16 protein-coding genes are annotated in these 18824 nt (G+C 43.6%); 1 reads left to right on the forward strand and 15 read right to left on the reverse strand.

Annotated elements, in window-relative coordinates:
• Window positions 1-50: 50 nt before the first annotated feature.
• The 6 genes from LA20533_RS02585 to LA20533_RS02610 all read right to left on the reverse strand — a co-directional run bounded on the left by LA20533_RS02585 (window position 51) and on the right by LA20533_RS02610 (window position 6433).
• The gene (locus LA20533_RS02585; protein WP_054746335.1) at window positions 51-830 is read right to left on the reverse strand and encodes an ABC transporter permease; all 780 of its coding nucleotides are present in this window, start codon (window positions 828-830) and stop codon (window positions 51-53) included.
• Window positions 827-1741 carry an ABC transporter ATP-binding protein gene (locus LA20533_RS02590; RefSeq protein WP_211272249.1) on the reverse strand — a complete coding sequence of 305 codons (915 nt, stop codon included), beginning with the start codon at window positions 1739-1741 and terminating at the stop codon, window positions 827-829. Before LA20533_RS02590 ends, LA20533_RS02585 begins: the two co-directional genes overlap by 4 nt.
• Before the next feature lie 201 nt (window positions 1742-1942).
• Complete coding sequence (alr, locus tag LA20533_RS02595; protein ID WP_054746332.1) at window positions 1943-3091, reverse strand: alanine racemase; 1149 nt, start codon at window positions 3089-3091, stop codon at window positions 1943-1945.
• Window positions 3092-3096: 5 nt separating this feature from the next.
• Window positions 3097-3450, reverse strand: a complete 354-nt coding sequence (acpS, locus tag LA20533_RS02600; protein WP_054746341.1) for a holo-ACP synthase — start codon at window positions 3448-3450, stop codon at window positions 3097-3099.
• A gap of 66 nt (window positions 3451-3516) precedes the next feature.
• A complete protein-coding gene (gene cshA, locus LA20533_RS02605; RefSeq protein ID WP_056946651.1) occupies window positions 3517-5049 on the reverse strand; it encodes a degradosome RNA helicase CshA in 1533 nt (510 codons plus the stop codon).
• A 10-nt stretch (window positions 5050-5059) separates the two neighbouring features.
• Window positions 5060-6433, reverse strand: a complete 1374-nt coding sequence (locus LA20533_RS02610; protein ID WP_054746331.1) for a UDP-N-acetylmuramoyl-tripeptide--D-alanyl-D-alanine ligase — start codon at window positions 6431-6433, stop codon at window positions 5060-5062.
• Between the two features lie 143 nt (window positions 6434-6576).
• On the opposite strand from LA20533_RS02610, the gene LA20533_RS02615 reads away from it, so the two are divergent.
• Window positions 6577-7809 carry a multidrug efflux MFS transporter gene (locus LA20533_RS02615; RefSeq protein WP_056946654.1) on the forward strand — a complete coding sequence of 411 codons (1233 nt, stop codon included), beginning with the start codon at window positions 6577-6579 and terminating at the stop codon, window positions 7807-7809.
• A gap of 71 nt (window positions 7810-7880) precedes the next feature.
• On the opposite strand, the gene LA20533_RS02620 is transcribed toward LA20533_RS02615, so the two are convergent.
• From LA20533_RS02620 to rpoE, 9 genes are all read right to left on the reverse strand, one after another.
• Entirely contained in the window at window positions 7881-8141 is a 261-nt protein-coding gene (locus tag LA20533_RS02620; protein WP_054746330.1) for a type B 50S ribosomal protein L31, read from the reverse strand.
• A gap of 98 nt (window positions 8142-8239) precedes the next feature.
• Complete coding sequence (locus tag LA20533_RS02625) at window positions 8240-9187, reverse strand: ATP-binding cassette domain-containing protein (RefSeq protein WP_056946657.1); 948 nt, start codon at window positions 9185-9187, stop codon at window positions 8240-8242.
• Complete coding sequence (locus LA20533_RS02630; protein WP_056946659.1) at window positions 9174-10271, reverse strand: ABC transporter ATP-binding protein; 1098 nt, start codon at window positions 10269-10271, stop codon at window positions 9174-9176. The genes LA20533_RS02625 and LA20533_RS02630 overlap by 14 nt, the downstream gene beginning before the upstream one ends.
• Before the next feature lie 11 nt (window positions 10272-10282).
• Window positions 10283-11224, reverse strand: a complete 942-nt coding sequence (gene oppC, locus LA20533_RS02635) for an oligopeptide ABC transporter permease OppC (protein WP_054746329.1) — start codon at window positions 11222-11224, stop codon at window positions 10283-10285.
• 2 nt (window positions 11225-11226) lie between these two features.
• Complete coding sequence (locus LA20533_RS02640) at window positions 11227-12717, reverse strand: ABC transporter permease (RefSeq protein WP_056946662.1); 1491 nt, start codon at window positions 12715-12717, stop codon at window positions 11227-11229.
• Window positions 12718-12815: 98 nt separating this feature from the next.
• Window positions 12816-14798 carry a peptide ABC transporter substrate-binding protein gene (locus LA20533_RS02645; RefSeq protein WP_056946664.1) on the reverse strand — a complete coding sequence of 661 codons (1983 nt, stop codon included), beginning with the start codon at window positions 14796-14798 and terminating at the stop codon, window positions 12816-12818.
• Window positions 14799-15053: 255 nt separating this feature from the next.
• The gene (locus LA20533_RS02650) at window positions 15054-16319 is read right to left on the reverse strand and encodes a UDP-N-acetylglucosamine 1-carboxyvinyltransferase (protein ID WP_056946667.1); all 1266 of its coding nucleotides are present in this window, start codon (window positions 16317-16319) and stop codon (window positions 15054-15056) included.
• Between the two features lie 134 nt (window positions 16320-16453).
• Window positions 16454-18073 carry a CTP synthase gene (locus tag LA20533_RS02655; protein ID WP_056946670.1) on the reverse strand — a complete coding sequence of 540 codons (1620 nt, stop codon included), beginning with the start codon at window positions 18071-18073 and terminating at the stop codon, window positions 16454-16456.
• 147 nt (window positions 18074-18220) lie between these two features.
• Window positions 18221-18805, reverse strand: a complete 585-nt coding sequence (gene rpoE / locus LA20533_RS02660) for a DNA-directed RNA polymerase subunit delta (protein WP_056946673.1) — start codon at window positions 18803-18805, stop codon at window positions 18221-18223.
• Window positions 18806-18824: the final 19 nt, after the last annotated feature.

The following is an 18824-nucleotide window of genomic DNA, read 5'->3' on the forward strand; positions in this document are numbered from 1 at the left end:
ATGAAAAATCTGTTCTCCGTAAAGTTGGAGAACAGATTTTTATTTTTTTATTAATAATGACCAAGGGTACCGAGTCGCTGTGCCCTATTAGATGCAACCTGATAGCAGATAATTCCACCAGTAAACCATACGAGGGCATTTACGACACTGAATAGTAGTTGCCACCTATTTGGATAGAACATTGATTGGCTGCGAGTAATGTTCGTCAACCAGACATAAATTGGCGTGATTGGCATGATGTTACCCACAATCTGGGACAAGATGTTTCCATCTGAAAATGGGTACATAATCAGGAATATAAAACCAAACTGAATAATCGTGAATAACTGTGTGACCTTTTTGAACAAAATTGCAAGACTCGCGACGAGTAGGCCAACACCCATTGCTACTATCAATGCCAATACAATTGGCAGAATAATCAGTTCAAATCTAACATGCAAAGAGATGCCCATCACAAGCATTAATAAAGTCATAACAATCAAAATAAAAAGTAGTGAGAAAATTATATTGACAACGCTACGGATCAAGAATAGCTGTGTGGGATTGTATTTTGATAAGTAAAGTTGCTCTAACGTTCCAGCTTCGGATTCATCAACAACACTAAAGCCACTATCACCAATTGAATTGAGAATCAACATCCACAAAATGTAACTGATAACCAGGTCGCTTAAGCGTGTTCCCATCAAAGGAATTCCACTCAGAAAACTGCCACCTTTTACTAAAGCGATGAAACCACCTGCTGCAATGAAAATCTGCGCAATTGCCTCAGTTGGGTATCTTTTGTACGAGAGAAGAATCCGACTAAATTCAGCAACAAAAATACGTCTCATTCAGCCACCCCCTGCTGATTAATCAGCTTCCTAAATAGAACCTCAAGATCTATCGTCTGCTTATTTACAGCGGTAATTGGTGAACTAGCTAATACCTGTAATAAATTCGGTAATTTTTGCGGTGCATTAAGCGCTACTTGATACTCCATTCGGCCAACCTTTTCCACTACACCTGTTTGAGAAATTAAATCTATCAGATTATCTGTAATCTCCTTGCTAAAACTAAGTGAGTAGATATCCTGATCAAAGCTAGAAATAACAGATGGCGCAAGTTGGTCAAAAATAATTTGTCCTTGCCTGATCATAATGATTCTACTGGCAAGGTTTTGAGCGACAGACATTTGATGCGTAGTCAATAATACGCTCATATTTTCCGACTGTACTAGATTGCTAATGACTTCTTGTATTTTATCGCTCGCGTTGACATCCAAGCCAAGTGTTGGTTCATCCAAAAAAAGAATCTTTGGATGATGAAGCAAAGCACAACAAATTGAAACTATTTGTTGCATTCCTCGACTTAGCTCACGTACTGGTATATCTTTCTTATCACCAATACCAAACATATCTAAATAGGAGAGACCGTTTAAAATAGCATCCTTATTGGAAATTCCACGAATACCTCCCCAGTAAATAAAATTTTCCTTCGGTGACATTCGCCAATAGAGATTGCGACTCCCTTCAAGAACAGCTCCAATGTTTTCAAGTAAGTAGTGGTGTCTATTATCAAGCTTTTCGCCAAAAACTTCTATCTCACCTGACGTTGGGATGATCAAATTAAGTATCATCTTAATAGTTGTAGTCTTACCAGCACCGTTAGGACCGAGAAATGCCAACACCTCACCAGGATTCAACTCAAATGAGATATCGTGAACAGCTTCAAAGCCTTGATACATCTTTTTTAAATTAGTCACTTTGAGCATAGCCACCACCACAGTTCAGTTCGTTGTTTAAATCTACTTATAGTCATATTAAGCTTTTAAAAGTAAATGTCAACGAGTTTAGAAAATTAAATTAATTTAAATTCACTGATACAAAAAAACTCCTAGTTTCAGTTTTATAGACGCTAATAGACGTCCATAAAACTGTTCTAAGAGTATTTTACTTTTCATCAACTAATTCTCATAAATACGTGGTAATCGGTCTTGCAAGAGGCAAGCAATCTCGTAATGAATCGTCTCCGCATAATCCGCGACAGCTCGGAGCGAATTTGGTGCAGTAGAATCAGCCGCAATCAGTTCAACTTCAGTTCCCACCGGCATTTCGTATGGTAACCTGACCATGAACTGGTCCATGCAGACCCGACCAACAATCTCACACCACTCATCTAGAACTCTGACTTTGAATCCCTGCATCCGGCGTTGCCAGCCGTCGGCATAGCCAAGCGGCAGTGTTCCAATCCATTCATCCTCTTGCGAATTGTAGGTTGAGCCGTAGCTGACACCCATTCCCGGGTGATTCTGCTTGACGAACACGAGCTCACTCCGCAGACTGAGCGCCGGTTGTAATTCATATGGTAATGGTAAATCCGTCACACCCTTCGTGCTCGAAGGGTTTAGCCCGTACATTCCGATACCAAAGCGAATTAGGTCGCTGTGACATGCTGCATGAAAGAGGCTCGTGGCCGAATTGGCAACGTGGGTATACTTTGGTCTCACTGTTAGTAAATCATGCAGGTGATTGAAACGTTTGACTTGATAGTTGAAGTAAGTTTCATCTGCTGAATCAGCTGATGCGAAATGGGTGTAAATTCCCTCTACTTCAAATAAATCCTGATTCTTTAACAGAAACTCGTTAGCTGCGCTGAACTCATCATCCTCAATGAAGCCAATACGCCCCATTCCGGAGTCAATTGCCAGGTGGATTCGCAACTTCTTATTCACCAAATTAGGTTCATTTGCAGCTAATAAGCCTTGCTTCGCTTCCTGTAACCACGAAAGGCTCCCGACTGTCAGCGAAATGTCGTTCACTAAAGCCTCTAGAGCCAAGCTTGATGCAGTGATTCCGAGCACCAGAATCGGTAGTTTAATATCATGCTTGCGTAACTCCAGAGCCTCATCTAGCACAGCCACACAGAAACCGGTTGCTCCATTGGCTGCTGCAACACGTGCAACGGGGACTGCGCCATGTCCATAACCATTAGCCTTCACCACCGCAAACATTTGCGTTCCCTTGGGTAGATGGTCAACCGTGCTGCGAACATTTGCGGCAATTGCGCCTAAGTTGACGTGCACCGCTGTCTTACGTTTCATTGCTTGTACCAAATTTTCTAATCCTCCAACAATACTATCGTGTATGCTTCAGTTCTACTGTGGGTAATCGTCGTCAAAATTCGGCCATGGAAAATTCTGGCACTGGTAATCGGCTTACCCTGCTGATTATTGATTGTCTGGATGTCTTGAAAGGCCACGCCCTTTCCGATGCCGGTACCTAAAGCCTTCGCAAATGACTCCTTCACCGAGAACCGCCCCGCTAGAAAGCGCACTTGTCCCGTCTCCTCTAGCGTCTCGTATACGGCTAGTTCGGCAGGTGTCAGTACTTTACGAGCAAAGCCATCATTCTGCAGCACATGTTCCTTGAATCTGTCTAATTCAGCTACGTCATTACCAATTCCAATAATCATCTCGTCACCCTCAATATTACTAACAATAGCATACCAAAAAAAGCCCCAAAATGGGCTTTTGAATGTCTACTTCTTTTTAATGACGAATTCATGCCGCGCGCCACCCTTATTGTCTGAGCGACGACGGTCTGAAGAGTTACCGCGACTGTTGTTGTCATTACGACCGCCATTGCGACGATCATTCTGAGTATTAGATTGGCGCCGACGACGGTCGTTACGGTCCCCGCCACGTTTAAAGTTCCGGTTGCCACGGTTACCACCGCCACCATTACCACGTCTGAATGGTAGTGGGCGTTCTGAGGTCAACTTAACCGGCACGCTAGAGCTATCCTTGGCAATTTCCTTCAGGAATGCTGAGACAAGATCAACGGCTTCGTATTGTTCAAGCAACTTCTCGGCCGCATCATTATACTTGTCGAGCTCACCGTCAGTAATCATCTTATCGATTTGGGTTGTAGCAGCGGTCAATTGACCCTTGAAGGCCTCTGAATCTGAAGGTGGACGTAAAGGAGTCATCTTCTTATTGGTTAGACTCTCAATAGTTGAGAGGTAGCCCATTTCGTTTGGTGTAACGAAAGTAACTGACATACCTGAGTTACCGGCCCGCCCAGTCCGACCAATCCGGTGAACGTAACTCTCGGGGTCCTGTGGAATATCAAAGTTATACACATGTGAGACGCCAGAAACGTCCAGACCACGTGCAGCCACATCGGTTGCCACCAGAATATCCAGCTTACCTGCTTTAAATTGCTTCAAGACGGACATTCTCTTCTGTTGGGAGAGATCACCGTGAATACCCTCGGCATTGTAGCCACGTGCTTGTAAACCGCGTGTGACTTCGTCGACACGGCGCTTGGTCCGACCAAAGACAATGGCCAAATCAGGATCTTGCACATCGATTAATCTTGTCATGACATCGAACTTCTCAAATTCTTTGGCCCGCACGAAGTATTGATCGATTAAGTCAGCAGTCAGTTCCTTTGTCTTAATCTTAACGACAACGGGATCCTGCATGAATTTCTCACCAATTCGCTGAATTGGCTTAGGCATCGTAGCCGAGAAGAGTAATGTTTGATGTTCGTTTGGCACGTTCTTTAAAATACTTTCAATGTCTTCGACGAAGCCCATGTCGAGCATTTCATCAGCCTCATCAAGTACCACTGTGTGGACCTCATTTAGCTTAACAGTGCCCCGCTTGATGTGGTCTAATAAACGGCCTGGTGTACCAACCAGGATAGCTGGAACTTGTTTTAATGCACGTATTTGGCGCGAAATATCTGCACCACCATAGACGACCTGAACCTTTGCTTTCTCGTCACGGCCAAGTCTGAATAATTCTTCTTGTGTTTGAATTGCTAACTCTCTGGTTGGGGAGATAACAAGTGCTTGAACGGATCTTGCATTCTTATCAAGCTTTTGCAACATTGGTAGGCCAAATGCCGCTGTCTTACCAGTACCGGTTTGTGCCTGGCCAATCACGTCTTTACCCTCTAAGACCAGTGGAATGGTCTCGGACTGGATTGGAGTTGCTTCCTCAAATCCTGCGCGTTTAATTGCTTTTAAAATGGGCTCGCTTAAGCCTAGTTGGTCAAATTTCAAAAAAATCCTCCTATAATATCGCAGCAAGCACACGATCTAAATTCATGCTGTGGCTGCCCTTTAACAATACAATATCATCCGTATGAATTGTATCTTTCAACTGATTGATCAGCTGTGCTTGCTGATCGATATGGAACAAATGCAATTTCTCTGGCGCAAACTTCTCTTTGAGCTTGGCAGCCAGATTCTCCATTAATGTGCCGTACAGAAAGACTTCGTCTATCTCTGCCGGATTGATATCGGCAGCTAACTGCGCATGAAACGCCGGTCCCCGCTCACCGAGTTCTAGCATATCTGCTAAAACGATGATCCGCTGACCGTTTTTGCGCCGCGGCACAGCAGCAAAAGAGTTAAGAACTGCAGCGGCCGCGGTGGGGTTTGAGTTGTAGATATCATCGAGGATATCCTCACCCGCATCGCCCTTACGCCACTCCATTCGGTTCTCTGTCGCCTTAAACTTCTGTAGCGCACGATTAATGGTTGCCAATTGTACATGATAATGTTCACCGACTAGGATGGCCGCCAATGCGTTAGAGACGTTATGGCCGCCGATTAGCGGGATACTGAATTTATCATCTGAAGCGTTGGTTATAAATGACGCATGATATTTATATGAGTGAATATCGCTACCAACAATGTCGTTGTCTTCATTAAAGCCAAAAGTAAGTTTCTCTTGGCTCAGGGACGCTGCTAAATTTCGCAATAGCGGCTCATCGCCGTTATAGACCAGTAAGCCGTCCTCTTTCAAATGACTGGTAATCTCCATCTTAGCCTGCGCGATTCTGTCGCGGGTTCCAAAGAACTCGATATGTGCCTCACCAATCATCGTGATCACGGCCACATCAGGTTCAACCAGCTCACTCAAAAGCGCTAATTGGCCCGGCCGATCCATGCCCATCTCGACGACGAGCACTTCCGTGTTCATCTTCATCTGCAGAATGGTAAACGGTACGCCAATTTCATTATTGAAATTACCTTGAGTTGCATGAACGTTGAACTCTTGTAGAAGCACAGCGGCGATCATATCTTTAGTAGTGGTCTTGCCGTTACTACCGGTAACAGCCACAACCTTCGGATTCACCTTATTCAGATAGTACTTTGCTAGCAACTGCATGGCGGATAGTGTATCATCAACCTCGAGCACCGGAAACTTCACCTGTGGTAACTCGTGGTCATTCTGCCACAAGGTTGCACAGGCACCACTTGCTCTAGCCGCATCCAGGAAATCATGCCCATCTCGTTCACCAATTAAGGGAACGAATAGCGCATGCTCTGTTATCTGACGACTGTCGAATTGCACTTCCGTGATTTCAACATCTTTATACTTCTCGTTGTTGAACTTCGAACCGATTGCGCGAGCAATCTCTGAAAGCATCATTTTCATTTCAAAACTCCTGCACTAAAAATTGCACATGTACCATTATACTTTTTTTAACAAAGAAATAAAAGCTTTGAAATCGGGCCACTTGTAAAACAGCGCTGTCAAGCGTAAAATATTATCTTATCTGATAAAAAGGGGAGACAACAATGAAACGTTTATCATTTAACATCGGCAACAAGAAATTACCCGTTTGGAAGCAAAACCTGCACGTGCTCTGGTTCGGGAACTTCGTCGCCGGTTTAGGCTTTAGCCTCATCACCCCTTTTATGAGTTTATTCATTGATACATTGGGAAAATTTTCAAGAACTGAACTAAATCTCTGGAGTGGGGTCACTTTCTCCTCCACTTTTTTAATTACTGCTATTGTATCACCAATTTGGGGTAAATTGGCCGATCAGCACGGACGTAAGATCATGATGCTCCGGGCAAGCCTTGGGATGGCCATCATTATCGCCTTGATGAGCTTCGTCACAAATGTCTACCAGCTGATCGCCTTAAGGACCCTCCAGGGTGTCTTCTCCGGCTTCATTTCTAATTCAAATGCGTTGCTAGCCACGAGTGCACCAAAGGAGAAGTCCGGCCAGGCCCTTGGAACCCTAACCACGGGAACTGTGACTGGAACGCTGCTTGGCCCACTGTTTGGTGGCGTGATTGCCGAGGCGTTCGGTTACCGCGTGCCCTTTCTCATCACCGGTTCACTCCTTTTTATCGCCTTTCTCCTCACCGTCTTCTTCGTACACGAGGAGTTTACGCCGGTGGCAAAGAAGGACATGGTCAATGCCAGCTCGCTCTACAAAAACCTCAAGTATCCACACCTGATTATGGGAATGTTCATTACCACACTCATCGTGCAAGCTTCCAATAACTCGGTCAACCCGATTCTAAGCCTGTATGTGCGACAACTGATGAATAACGGTGACGGCGTGGCGCTCGTTAGTGGGATTGTCTCGTCACTACCGGGAATTGCTACCCTCCTTGCGGCCCCACGATTTGGCGCCTGGGGCGACCGTATCGGCACACATAAAATCCTGTTGGGTGGCCTAATATTTGGGGTGATAGTCTTTATCCCCCAAGCATTTGTGACCAATGTTTATCAGCTTGGCTTCCTCAGGCTCCTAGTGGGGATTTCGGATGCCGCCATGTTACCGCAGATTCAAACCCTGCTGGCCAAGTATTCTCCGTATGAGGCCACGGGTCGTATCTTCAGTTATAACCAGTCGTTCCAAGCGGCCGGCAACGTTGTCGGACCAATGCTTGGCTCTGGCGTCTCCGGTATATTCGGCTATAGCGCCGTATTCATCTCGACCAGTCTGCTGGTCGCCGCCAACTTTATCCTTGCATTCTTCAACACCCGCGAGATTCGGGATGAAGATAAATAGACTAATCCAGCAGCCAAAATAAAGAGCCGACCCACAATTGTGGGTCGGCTCTTTTTGAATACCAAACTTAATTAGTTTTCTTTGTTTTCTTCCTTCATGCCATACTTCTTGTTGAAACGGTCGATTCGGCCGTCGGCTTGAGCAAACTTTTGCTTACCAGTATAGAATGGGTGTGAATCTGATGAGATTTCGACACGAATCAATGGGTATGTCTCGCCTTCGAATTCAACAGTTTCGTTAGAAGTCTTAGTTGAACCAGAAACAAACTTGAAGCCTGTTGATGAGTCCATGAAGACTACTTTATGATAATCTGGATGAATATTTTCTTTCATAATTTTTCTCCTTTTGCCCTATTTCGTCTGCCGAAATAGAGATTATATTACGACTGATTTATGATAGCAAATTTAGCTCCCAATTGCAACGGCCTAAATCACATACCCTTTTTGGCCAAGTAGTCGTGATAACCCTCCTGCTCAGCTTCATTCGCATAAATGAAGTGACCAGGCTTAATCTCCACAAACTTCGGCTTATCCGTCTCGTAGTGGTGCATTGCGGGATCATAAACGATCAGTTCCTTCTTCTTGGCTAAGACCGGATCAGGCACAGGGACTGCAGAGAGCAATGCCCTAGTGTACGGATGAAGCGGATTAAGGAATAATTCCTCCGTCTCAGCCACCTCGAGGATTCGGCCCGCTCTGATCACGGCAATGCGGTCAGAAATGAAACGAACAACTGACAAGTCATGGGCGATGAAGAGGTAGGTCAGGTCTTCTTCTCTTTGGAACTTCTTCAGCAAGTTTAAGACTTGCGCACGAATCGAAACGTCTAACGCAGAGATTGGCTCGTCGGCCACAATTAGATCTGGCTCCATCACTAATGCACGGGCAATCCCGATTCTTTGCCTTTGACCACCGGAGAATTCATGTGGGTAACGGTACAGATGCTCAGGCAGTAAACCAACTTCCTCGATCATCTTGGTGACCTTCTCTAACCGGTCCTCCTCGGAGTCGAAGAGGTGAAAGTTGTACAGTCCTTCTGAGATGATGTAATTGATTGTGGCACGTTCGTTTAGCGAGGCCTGCGGATCTTGGAAAATCATCTGGATTCTGCGCGTCACGTCCTTGCGTTCGTTAGCTGACAGCTTCTTGTTGATTTTTTTATTCTCAAAAATAATGTCGCCATTACTTGTTGGGTTAATCCCGAGAATGGCCCGGCCGATCGTCGTCTTACCAGAACCTGATTCACCAACCAGTGAGAATGTTTCTCCTTTGAAAATTTCTAGATTAACATCATCAACGGCCACAAATTTTGATTTGCCATCACCAAAGGTAATTTGTAAATCCTTCAGAGAGAGTAAAACTTCTTTATCTTGGTTCAATGATATCTCCCCCTTCTGTAATCACCTTGTCACCAGAATTTTCACTGTACTCAAGCGCCAGCAGTTTCTCATGCAGATTATTAATAATCTCCGGTTTTTCGATTTTTGGTGCACGTTCGTCAAGCAACCAAGTCTTTGCATAATGCGTATCCGTAACCTTGAACATTGGCGGTTCTTTCTTGAAATCCACGGCCAAGGCCACAGGATTACGCGGTGCAAAAGCATCACCCTCAATATCTTTGTATAGAGATGGTGGGGTGCCGGGGATGGAGAATAATTCTCCACCACGATGGGCCAATTGAGGTAGTGAGGACAGCAGGCTCCATGTATAAGGATGCTTTGGATCGTAGAAGATTTCTTCCGCGGTACCTACCTCAATAATCTCACCAGAATACATTACGGCAATTCGGTCGGCAATTGATGCCACAACACCCAAATCATGCGTGATGAAAATAGTGGTAAATTTGTATTCAGCCTGTAATTCCTTAATCAAATCCAATATTTGTGCTTGGATTGTTACATCAAGTGCCGTCGTCGGCTCATCACAGATCAGAATATCTGGCCGACAAGCAAGAGCGATGGCAATAACAATTCTTTGACGCATACCGCCAGAGTACTCGAAGGGGTACTCATTATAGCGCTTAGCGGCGTCCGGAATCCCGGTCCGAGCCATCAAATCGATGGCAATTTCTTTCGCCTCTTTTTTACTCTTACCTTGATGCTTAATGACAACCTCGGCAATTTGTGAACCGATTGTTTTGATTGGGTCTAGTGATGTCATTGGGTCTTGGAAAATCGTGGTGATTTTGTTACCACGAATTCCCTCCCACTGCTTATCAGTCTTCAAACCACTGAGGATTTGTCCACGGTAGTCAATCGTACCACCAGTAATTCGTCCGTTTGATTCGAGCATACCGGTAAAAGTCTTTGTTAGTACAGACTTACCTGATCCCGATTCACCAACGATTGCTAGTGTTTCTTCTTCTTTTAATTCTAGTGATACATTTCTGATCGCCTTTAACTCACGTCCACGTACGCGAAAGCCAACAGAAAGATTGTCCACTGTTAAAACATTTTCAACCATCCGTTCTCCTCCTACATATGTGTCCTTGGGTCACTAGCGTCAGCCAGATTTTGCCCAACAAGATAAAGTGAAATTGTAATTAATGACAATACTATAACAGGAAGCCAGAAGAGATATGGGTAACTAGACATGTATGGCGAGTAATCAGAGATTAGACGTCCAAGTGAAGGCACGTCTTGACCCAGACCAACACCTAGAAATGACAAGAATACTTCCGTTCCAATAAATGCAGGCAAAAGCGATGAAACATTGGTCACAATGACTGACGTCAGGTACGGCAGAATATTTCTCGTGATCATTCTCCATGTCGACGTACCTAATGTTCTGGAAGCAATATTATACTCTTGATCTCGGCGAATCATTACTTGCACACGGATAAAGTACGCGGTGCCCAACCACGTCGTTAGTGTCATTGCGAGAATCAGGTTCCAAAAACCGGCACCTAAAGTGTATGAAAGTACCATGACGATTAAGAGCATTGGAATGTTTGAGAACACGTTGTAAATTTCCAACATGATGCGATCCATTGCCTTCGAGCTACCCCAAAAGGAACCGATCACAACACCAATTACCGTCGTAATGATAGTTGAGATAACTGAAATAGAAATTGAGGTTTTCGCTCCAGCCCAGATGGCATCAAACAATGACTTACCATCTTGGTCGGTTCCGAACCAATACTTAGCATCTGGCCAGTTATAACGAGCATCCAAATTATTGATATTGTCAACGTTCATCAAATCGTAGCCACTAAACAGCGGTTGAATAAACGACATCAGCAAGATAACAACAATTAAGATAAGCATGGCTACGGTAATCTTATTACTAAAGAAACTCCTAGCCACGGATTTCCAGTATGAATACTTGGGCGTATCAATTACTTCTGAGCTTTTGTCATCGAGTTTTACAAGGGTAAAATCATCAGCGGTAATCTCAGTATTTTCTTTTTCTGACACGATTATTTACCTCCTGAACTTGAGAGTTTAATTCTTGGATCAACGATTGTCATCAAAATATCACCAAATAAGATTGAGAAAATAGAAATTGTAGTGAACACAAAGACCAAGGCGATGACAATAGTATTATTATTTGCGGTAATCGCATCAGGTAACATCTTACCCATACCTGGCATTGCGAAGATTGTCTCGGTCATCGTTGCCCCACCAATCAAACCAATAATTTGACCAGGTATACCTTGTACAATTGGAATTGATGCATTCTTAAAGATATGCTTCTTATAAATTTCACTATCATTCAATCCCTTAGCCTTGGCAAACTTCACATAGTCAGAAGATTGTTGGTCAATCATATAACGTCTAAACCAAACGACCAAACTAGGAACAGACATTAAACCGAGCACAACAATTGGGCCAATCCACGAACCGAGGGCGCTTGCACCAAGTGTTGGGAAAGTTTCTGGTATGCCGAACAAACTATTGACAACAAAGCGGACTGCGTAGATGAAGGCCAATCCGGGAATTGCAATTAGGACCGTCACAATACCTGTTCCTAATTTGTCAATCCATTTACCTTTATAGCGCGCCATCCAAATTGCCATCGGAATGGCCACTACATATTGGATAATCAAGGCAAAGATTCCCGCTTTAAAGGAAGTTCCAATCATTGAAGGATCAGAATATGACTTATCCGTATATGTGTAGTTGTCACCGTAACGATCGGCGGCAACACCGTCCTGTTTATCTTTTGGTTGATACTGTCTTGAATAGATATCATCGGCCGTATTAAATGTTGTACCGTCATCTAACTTCAGTTGCTCACTCTGCGTTTGACCTTGTCTCTGACCAATAACCTCGGTTACTTTACGGCCTGAGAAAGTTGGGTAGGAGACACCAAGATTCAGGTGGAAGAAGTTCTGGTGGATGTAAGGGAAAGAGTCATTGAAGTAAATTTGATACTTGTACTTAGTTCCCGAACCAACCAGCGCCCAGCCAACCATTGGGTCTTTTTCAATCTTCAAGTAACGTTTCATATTCGGATTATTCTTGTCCTGCACATTCCATGGGTGATCAAACTCGAACATGTGGCCATAGAATCTGCCCAGTCGTTCAAGCAATGGCAGGTCTCTAGTAGCATAGAAGTTTTTGCTTTGCTTATACGTTTTTATCTTAAAGCCTGCCTTCTTGGCCCACTGCTGAAGCTTTTGCTTATCACTTTTTGAATTTGCGCTATCAACCTTCACGCCATCTTTTTGTGCGCGAGAAACCAAATGCTTAGTATCAAGATATTCGAGATAGTTCATCTTCGCATAAGCGTTATTTTCGTAATCAGCTAATCTATCAGGTTCTGCCTTGAGTTTGGTAATCATGACATCTTGCTTAAAAATCTTATCGCGGGGGATCATTTGAAAGATTACAACATACGTTAATGTCGTCACCAAGAAAATACTGACCAGAGACCGAATTACACGAAAGAAGATATACTTTTTCATATTTTATATTCCTTTCAAAATGTTAAATATGTGCATCATCAAGAAAAAGGGGCCACTTAAAAAGCTAGCCCCCTAATCTCTATCTATTTAGACTTGCACTATTTTGATTCTTCTTTTTTAGCAATTTCTTCACGTTTCTGCAGCCATGCTTTTCTTGACTTCACGAATTCCTTGTTCGTCACAGGCTTGTCTTGGAGTCTCAGGTTCTTATACGATCCAGAACTGTAACCACCTGAGTAAGCAAATGCACCTTGGTGAGGTACCAACTTAGTTACACTTGGTGAACCACCAGTTGATTGAATTGGTAATTGTAGACCTGCATCGAGTAACCATGCTTCGGCCTTTGCATAGGCTTCGTAACGAGCATTGTTATCGTCAGTGATTGCATTTGCCTTCTTCAATAAGTCGGCATATTCGTCAAGACCAACTGCCTTCTTGGCTGCTGCAGAGATGTCTTGACCTTCACCAGTTGCTTCAAGACCAAGAGTAGTCAATTGTGAACCGTTTGCTGGGTTGTAGATTTCTAGGTATGATGAAGGATCGTCATAGTCAGGACCCCAGCCAGTAGCAGTACTGATATCAAAGTCAGATGCTGAACCAGTAGTTGCATAGTACGTTACATTCTGGTATTCGTCATCGTTAGTTAACTGTAGGTCAACAACAACGTTGTCTTTACCAAGTACGCTCTCAACTGATTTCTTCAGTGACTTAGATTGATTTACAAGTGTTGCTGAAGTCTCAGATTGAGGAAGGTCTAGGTGAACTGGGAAAGCAACGCCATCGGCTTCCAATTCTTCTTTAGCTTTCTTGAATAATTCCTTGGCTTGTTGCTTGTTGTATGTCCCGTCTTGGGCATCAGCAAGGTTTACGTTACTGTATAAATCTGAATTCAATTTCTTCAATTGATTCTCGACTTCAGTACCATAATCATGACCGTTAACGTTAACGAAGCTAGGTACAGTTAATGAGTTTCTGAGAATCTTGTTTGAACCGTCTTTACCAACAGATTGTGCTGCATAGGCATTCTTGTCAATTGACTTTTGAACAGCTAAACGGAAGTTCTTGTTCAGGATTGCCTTCTTAGTATCTTCCTTAGCTTTGTCAGTCTTCTTCGAAGTTAAGTTATAGGCGCCACGGTTCAAGTTGAATGTCATGTTAAATGTCATAGAAGTTTGCATACTGTAGATGATGTTCTTGCCACTGTCTTTCTTGATCTTGTCGTAACCAGGTAGGTTAGGGAAGACACGGGCATTTGAGTATTCACCAGCTTCAAACTTCTTGTAAAGCTCATCTGGGTTCTTACCATCGTAGAATGTGAACTTAACATCCTTGATGTAAACGTGCTTCTTATCCCAGTAATTTGGGTTAGCAGTATATTCAAGAACTGATTTAGCAGTGAAGTTCTTCAGCAAGTATGGACCACTGTAAAGGATGCTATCTGCAGTTGCCTTACCATAATCCTTACCCTTTTGCTTCAAGAACTTCTCGTTAACTGGGAAAAGAATTCCGTAAGTAGTCTTTGAGTTCCAGAATGATTCTGGTTGGTTCAAAGTATACTGAACTGTCTTCTTATCAACAGCCTTAACACCAACGTCATCAAAGTTCTTGGTCTTACCAGAAACGTAGTCATCAAGACCCTTGATACTTCCTTGAACAACATACATCTGCTCTGACTTAGAGTCAGCAGCGTGCTTCAAGCCGGTAACGAAGTCTTGAGCGGTAATCTTGCCGTAGACGTTACCTTCACTGTCTGTCCAGTCTGCATCACGCAATTTGTATGTGTAAGTGAGACCATCGTCACTTACCTTCCATGACTTAGCCAATGAACCAACTAATTCACCATACTTATCGTTTTCGAGCAAGCCATTTTCGAAGTTAATCGTGTGGTCATTGTTCGTTGCACGCATGGTTACATTGTAGTCAAATGAGTCTGGATCAGTTGAATACACGTAAGCATATTTGGTGCTTGCAGTTTTGCTAGAATCTGAACTGCTCTTATCAGAGCTGCTGTTTCCGCAGGCAGCTAGTAAAGCGACAGAAGCAAATGTGACAGCAAGTGCCGCAAATTTCTTATACTTCATATTTTTAAATCCCCCAACTAAATTATTTCTCTCAGAAAACCAACTGTTAGATTTTTGAAATTATTCTTAGTTTAAGGTTAGTTTAAGCTTGTGTCAATACTATTCTTAAAATAAATGGAATTGCGTTCACAATACCGCTCTACCGCGGTATTTTTCGTCCAATATAAAAACAAAAAATCAAAAATCACTAGGATTTTTGCTTTTCTTCTGGTAAAAATTAAATTTTGTTTCTCATATATCTTTGTCTACTGAATTCTAGGCGTCCACAATCTCTACATCAGCGCCTAATTGCCTTAGCTTCAACTCAACTCTGTCATAGCCACGGAGAATGTTATCGGCATTTTCAATCACTGTTTCACCTTCTGCCATAAGGCCAGTAATCATCAAAGCTGCCCCAGCTCTAATCTCATCTGCGGAAACTTTGGCTCCCTTTAGATGACTACTTGGGTGAATCAGAATAATATCATCTTCCACATGAAGATCTGCACCCATTCGCTGTAATTCCGGAATGTGCCGCACACGCTTCGGATAGATGGTGTCAATTATTACACCCTCACCTTGTTTGGCCGAGAGCAGCAATGGTGTAATCGGCTGTTGTAGATCAGTCGCAAAGCCCGGATAAGGCATCGTCTTAATCTGAATCATCTGAAGATCACCTGCCGGATAAACGTAAATCGAATCCTCATTGACCTCCATTCCGACGCCCATTTCCTCAACTTTCGCCAAGAATGAATCCAAATGTTCTTCGATAATGTTACAGACACGGATTCCCTCACCTACACAGGCGGCAAGTGAGATGTATGTCCCTGCCTCAATCCTATCTGGGATAATCGTATGCGCATTTCTAGCTTGCAATACGGGCACACCATCAATCCTGATGGTATCAGTGCCCGCGCCACGAATGCGCGCCCCCATATTATTTAAGAATGTGGACAGATCGATTATTTCCGGCTCCCTGGCAGCATTCTCAATTACCGTCCGACCGGAGGCAGTCACAGCAGCTAAAATTATGTTAATTGTCGCTCCGACTGAGACCATCTCCAGATAAATATTAGCGCCGTGCAGTCCCTCCTCCGGTGCAGTAATGACGATTTCATCATTTTCATTACGCACCTTCGCACCGAGCATTTGAAACCCCTTAATGTGCTGGTCAATGGGACGGGGGCCGATATCATCTCCGCCCGGAAATCCGACAACAGCTCGGCCGAAACGACCGAGTAAAGCCCCCATGAAATAGTAGGAAGCACGTAAGCTTTTGATTTTACCGGCAGGAAGAGGATGCATTTCAATATTCGAGGGATCCACCTTCAGCGTAGTTTCGACAAACTCACTCGTGACGTTCATCTCAGCCAAGAGATCCATCAGGTTATCCACATCCTGAATTCTCGGCACAGAATCAAGCGTGACAGGAGTACGAGAGAGTATTGACGCAGGAATGAGGGCAACGGTGCTATTCTTCGCACCGCCAATCCAAACGTCGCCCTTTAAGGGCTTTCCACCATGGATGATCATTTTTTTCATTGAGGGAAAGATCCTTTTCCAATTAAAAGTTGCATTGACTAGAATGCATATCAATAACATGTTAAAAGAATTGCAGTAAAAACACAAGCTGCAGACACAACTGTAATAAAAAAGGACCGGTCAGGTCCCTCTTATTATTTTGTAAAGTCACTTTCAGGTAGATCACTTGCCGCACCAATAAACGCCTTGAACAAACCTTCTGGACGCATTGGCCGTGAAAGAAATTCTGGGTGATATTGCGCTGCGATAAAGAACTTGTTCGTAGGTAATTCGATAATTTCGACTAACCGGTTATCAGGTGAAGTCCCTGAGAAAACCATGCCCTTCTCTTCAAATTGCGCACGATACTTGTTATTAAACTCGTAGCGGTGACGGTGACGTTCTTGAATGACACTTTGATTGTCATAGGCAGCAGCTGTCTTAGTACCTTGCTTCAACGTTGCAGGATACAAGCCTAAACGGAGAGTACCACCGATATTTTCCATATCCTTTTGGTCAGCCATCAGGTCAATCACGTTGTTCTTCACGTTCTCATCAACTTCGGTTGTGTTGGCATCTTTCAGTCCGACCACGTTTCTAGCAAACTCTACGGAAGCCATTTGCATCCCTAAGCAGACACCGAGAAATGGAATATCATTCTCACGCACATACTTGATCGATTCAATCATGCCTTCAAGTCCACGATCGCCAAAGCCTCCGGGAACGATTAGACCATCCAAATCACCCAATTTTTCTTGCACGTTTTCTGCCGTGATTTCCTCAGCTTTAACCTTCTTAATTTCAATCGCTGAATTGTAAGCATAGCCAGCATGTTTCAGAGCCTCTGTCACAGAAATGTAGGCATCTTGTAACTCGACGTACTTACCTACCAACGTGATTTTGGTTGTGTGTTTTAGGTTATGAACCCGTTCAGTAAGGTTCGTCCAGTCCTTCAGATCGGCAGCTGGGACATCTAAGCCGAGGAAGTCGACCACAACCTGATCCATCTTCTGTTTCTCCAAATTCAACGGTACATCGTACAGATGCTTAGCATCGACGGATTCAATCACGGCATCCAGTGGCACGTCAGTTAATGAAGCAATCTTATCCTTCATGCCCTGCTCAATTGGCTTCTCGGTTCTTAGAACCAACATATTTGGTTGAATACCGATTCCCCGTAATTCTTTCACACTATGTTGTGTTGGCTTGGTTTTCATCTCACCAGCAGCACGCAAGTACGGCACTAGCGTAGTGTGAATATACATCACGTTTTCAGCGCCAACATCTGCCTTCATTTGACGAAGTGCCTCGAGGAATGGCAGTGATTCGATGTCACCAACGGTTCCACCGATCTCTGTCAAAATCACGTCTGAATCGGTCGTCGTTGCAGCACGCATAATTTTCTCTTTAATCATGTTCGTGATGTGTGGAATGACCTGTACTGTTGCGCCATTGTAATCTCCGCGCCGTTCTCTTTGTAAAACTTCGGAGTAAATTTTACCTGTGGTGACGTTAGAATACTTGTTGAGATTCACATCCACAAATCTCTCATAATGACCCAAGTCAAGGTCGGTCTCAGTACCATCATCAGTCACGAAGACCTCACCATGTTGATAAGGGCTCATCGTGCCTGGATCAATATTGATGTAGGGATCGAACTTCTGCATCGTCACCTTAAGGCCACGATTCTTCAATAAACGAGCTAGGGATGCTGAGACAATTCCCTTACCAAGTGATGAAACAACACCGCCAGTAATAAAGATATATTTAGTCATTGTTTACTCCTTTTTGATTAATGGTAATTCTACTAAAGGAAGGCAAATCCCTTAAAACAAAAAAAGTTCCCTAATTACTTAGGGAACTACGCGCCTGTAAGGTGCCCAAAAAGTATAATACAGTCCTAGAACGAAATCGTCAAGGATTTATTCTTCATCTTCGTCATCGGTGTCTGAATCAATCCCCAAATCAGGATCGTCATCATCCTCGCCTAAATCAGCGAGCTGACCTTCGATACCATCAGGTAACTCGTCTTCGTCTTCATCGTCGTCGACATCATCTTTTGCAACTTTCTCGAAGTCGTCATCATCCTCTTCGTCATCGTCATCAACTGTGAGGTCATCGTCTTCTGGATCGTCCGCATCATAGTCAATGATGTCATCATCAACGTCCGCCAAGAATGCATTAACCTTTTTATTCTTCTTGCGTGGTGTTTCTTCTTCATCCTCAGGATGATTAACTTCTTCATCAACGGATTCATATGAGTACCATGACCGCAGTCCCCAAACATTATCCCCTAGGGAAATGAAACTTCCATCGATATTTAAGTCAGTATAAAATTGTGGTAAACGGTCACGAATTTCTTCGTCTTTAGTGTTTAAGAAATTCTGAATTGCATTCACTAGGTCAACGAAGGCCATTCTTTCATGGCGTTCTTCCAAGATAGCATGAGCAACTTCAATTAATGATAGTTCTTCAATTTTTTGATTCTTAAATTCCTCTAATCCCACAAGTGCACATCCCTTCCAC

The organism is Amylolactobacillus amylophilus DSM 20533 = JCM 1125 (genome assembly GCF_001936335.1).
Taxonomy (GTDB): domain Bacteria; phylum Bacillota; class Bacilli; order Lactobacillales; family Lactobacillaceae; genus Amylolactobacillus; species Amylolactobacillus amylophilus.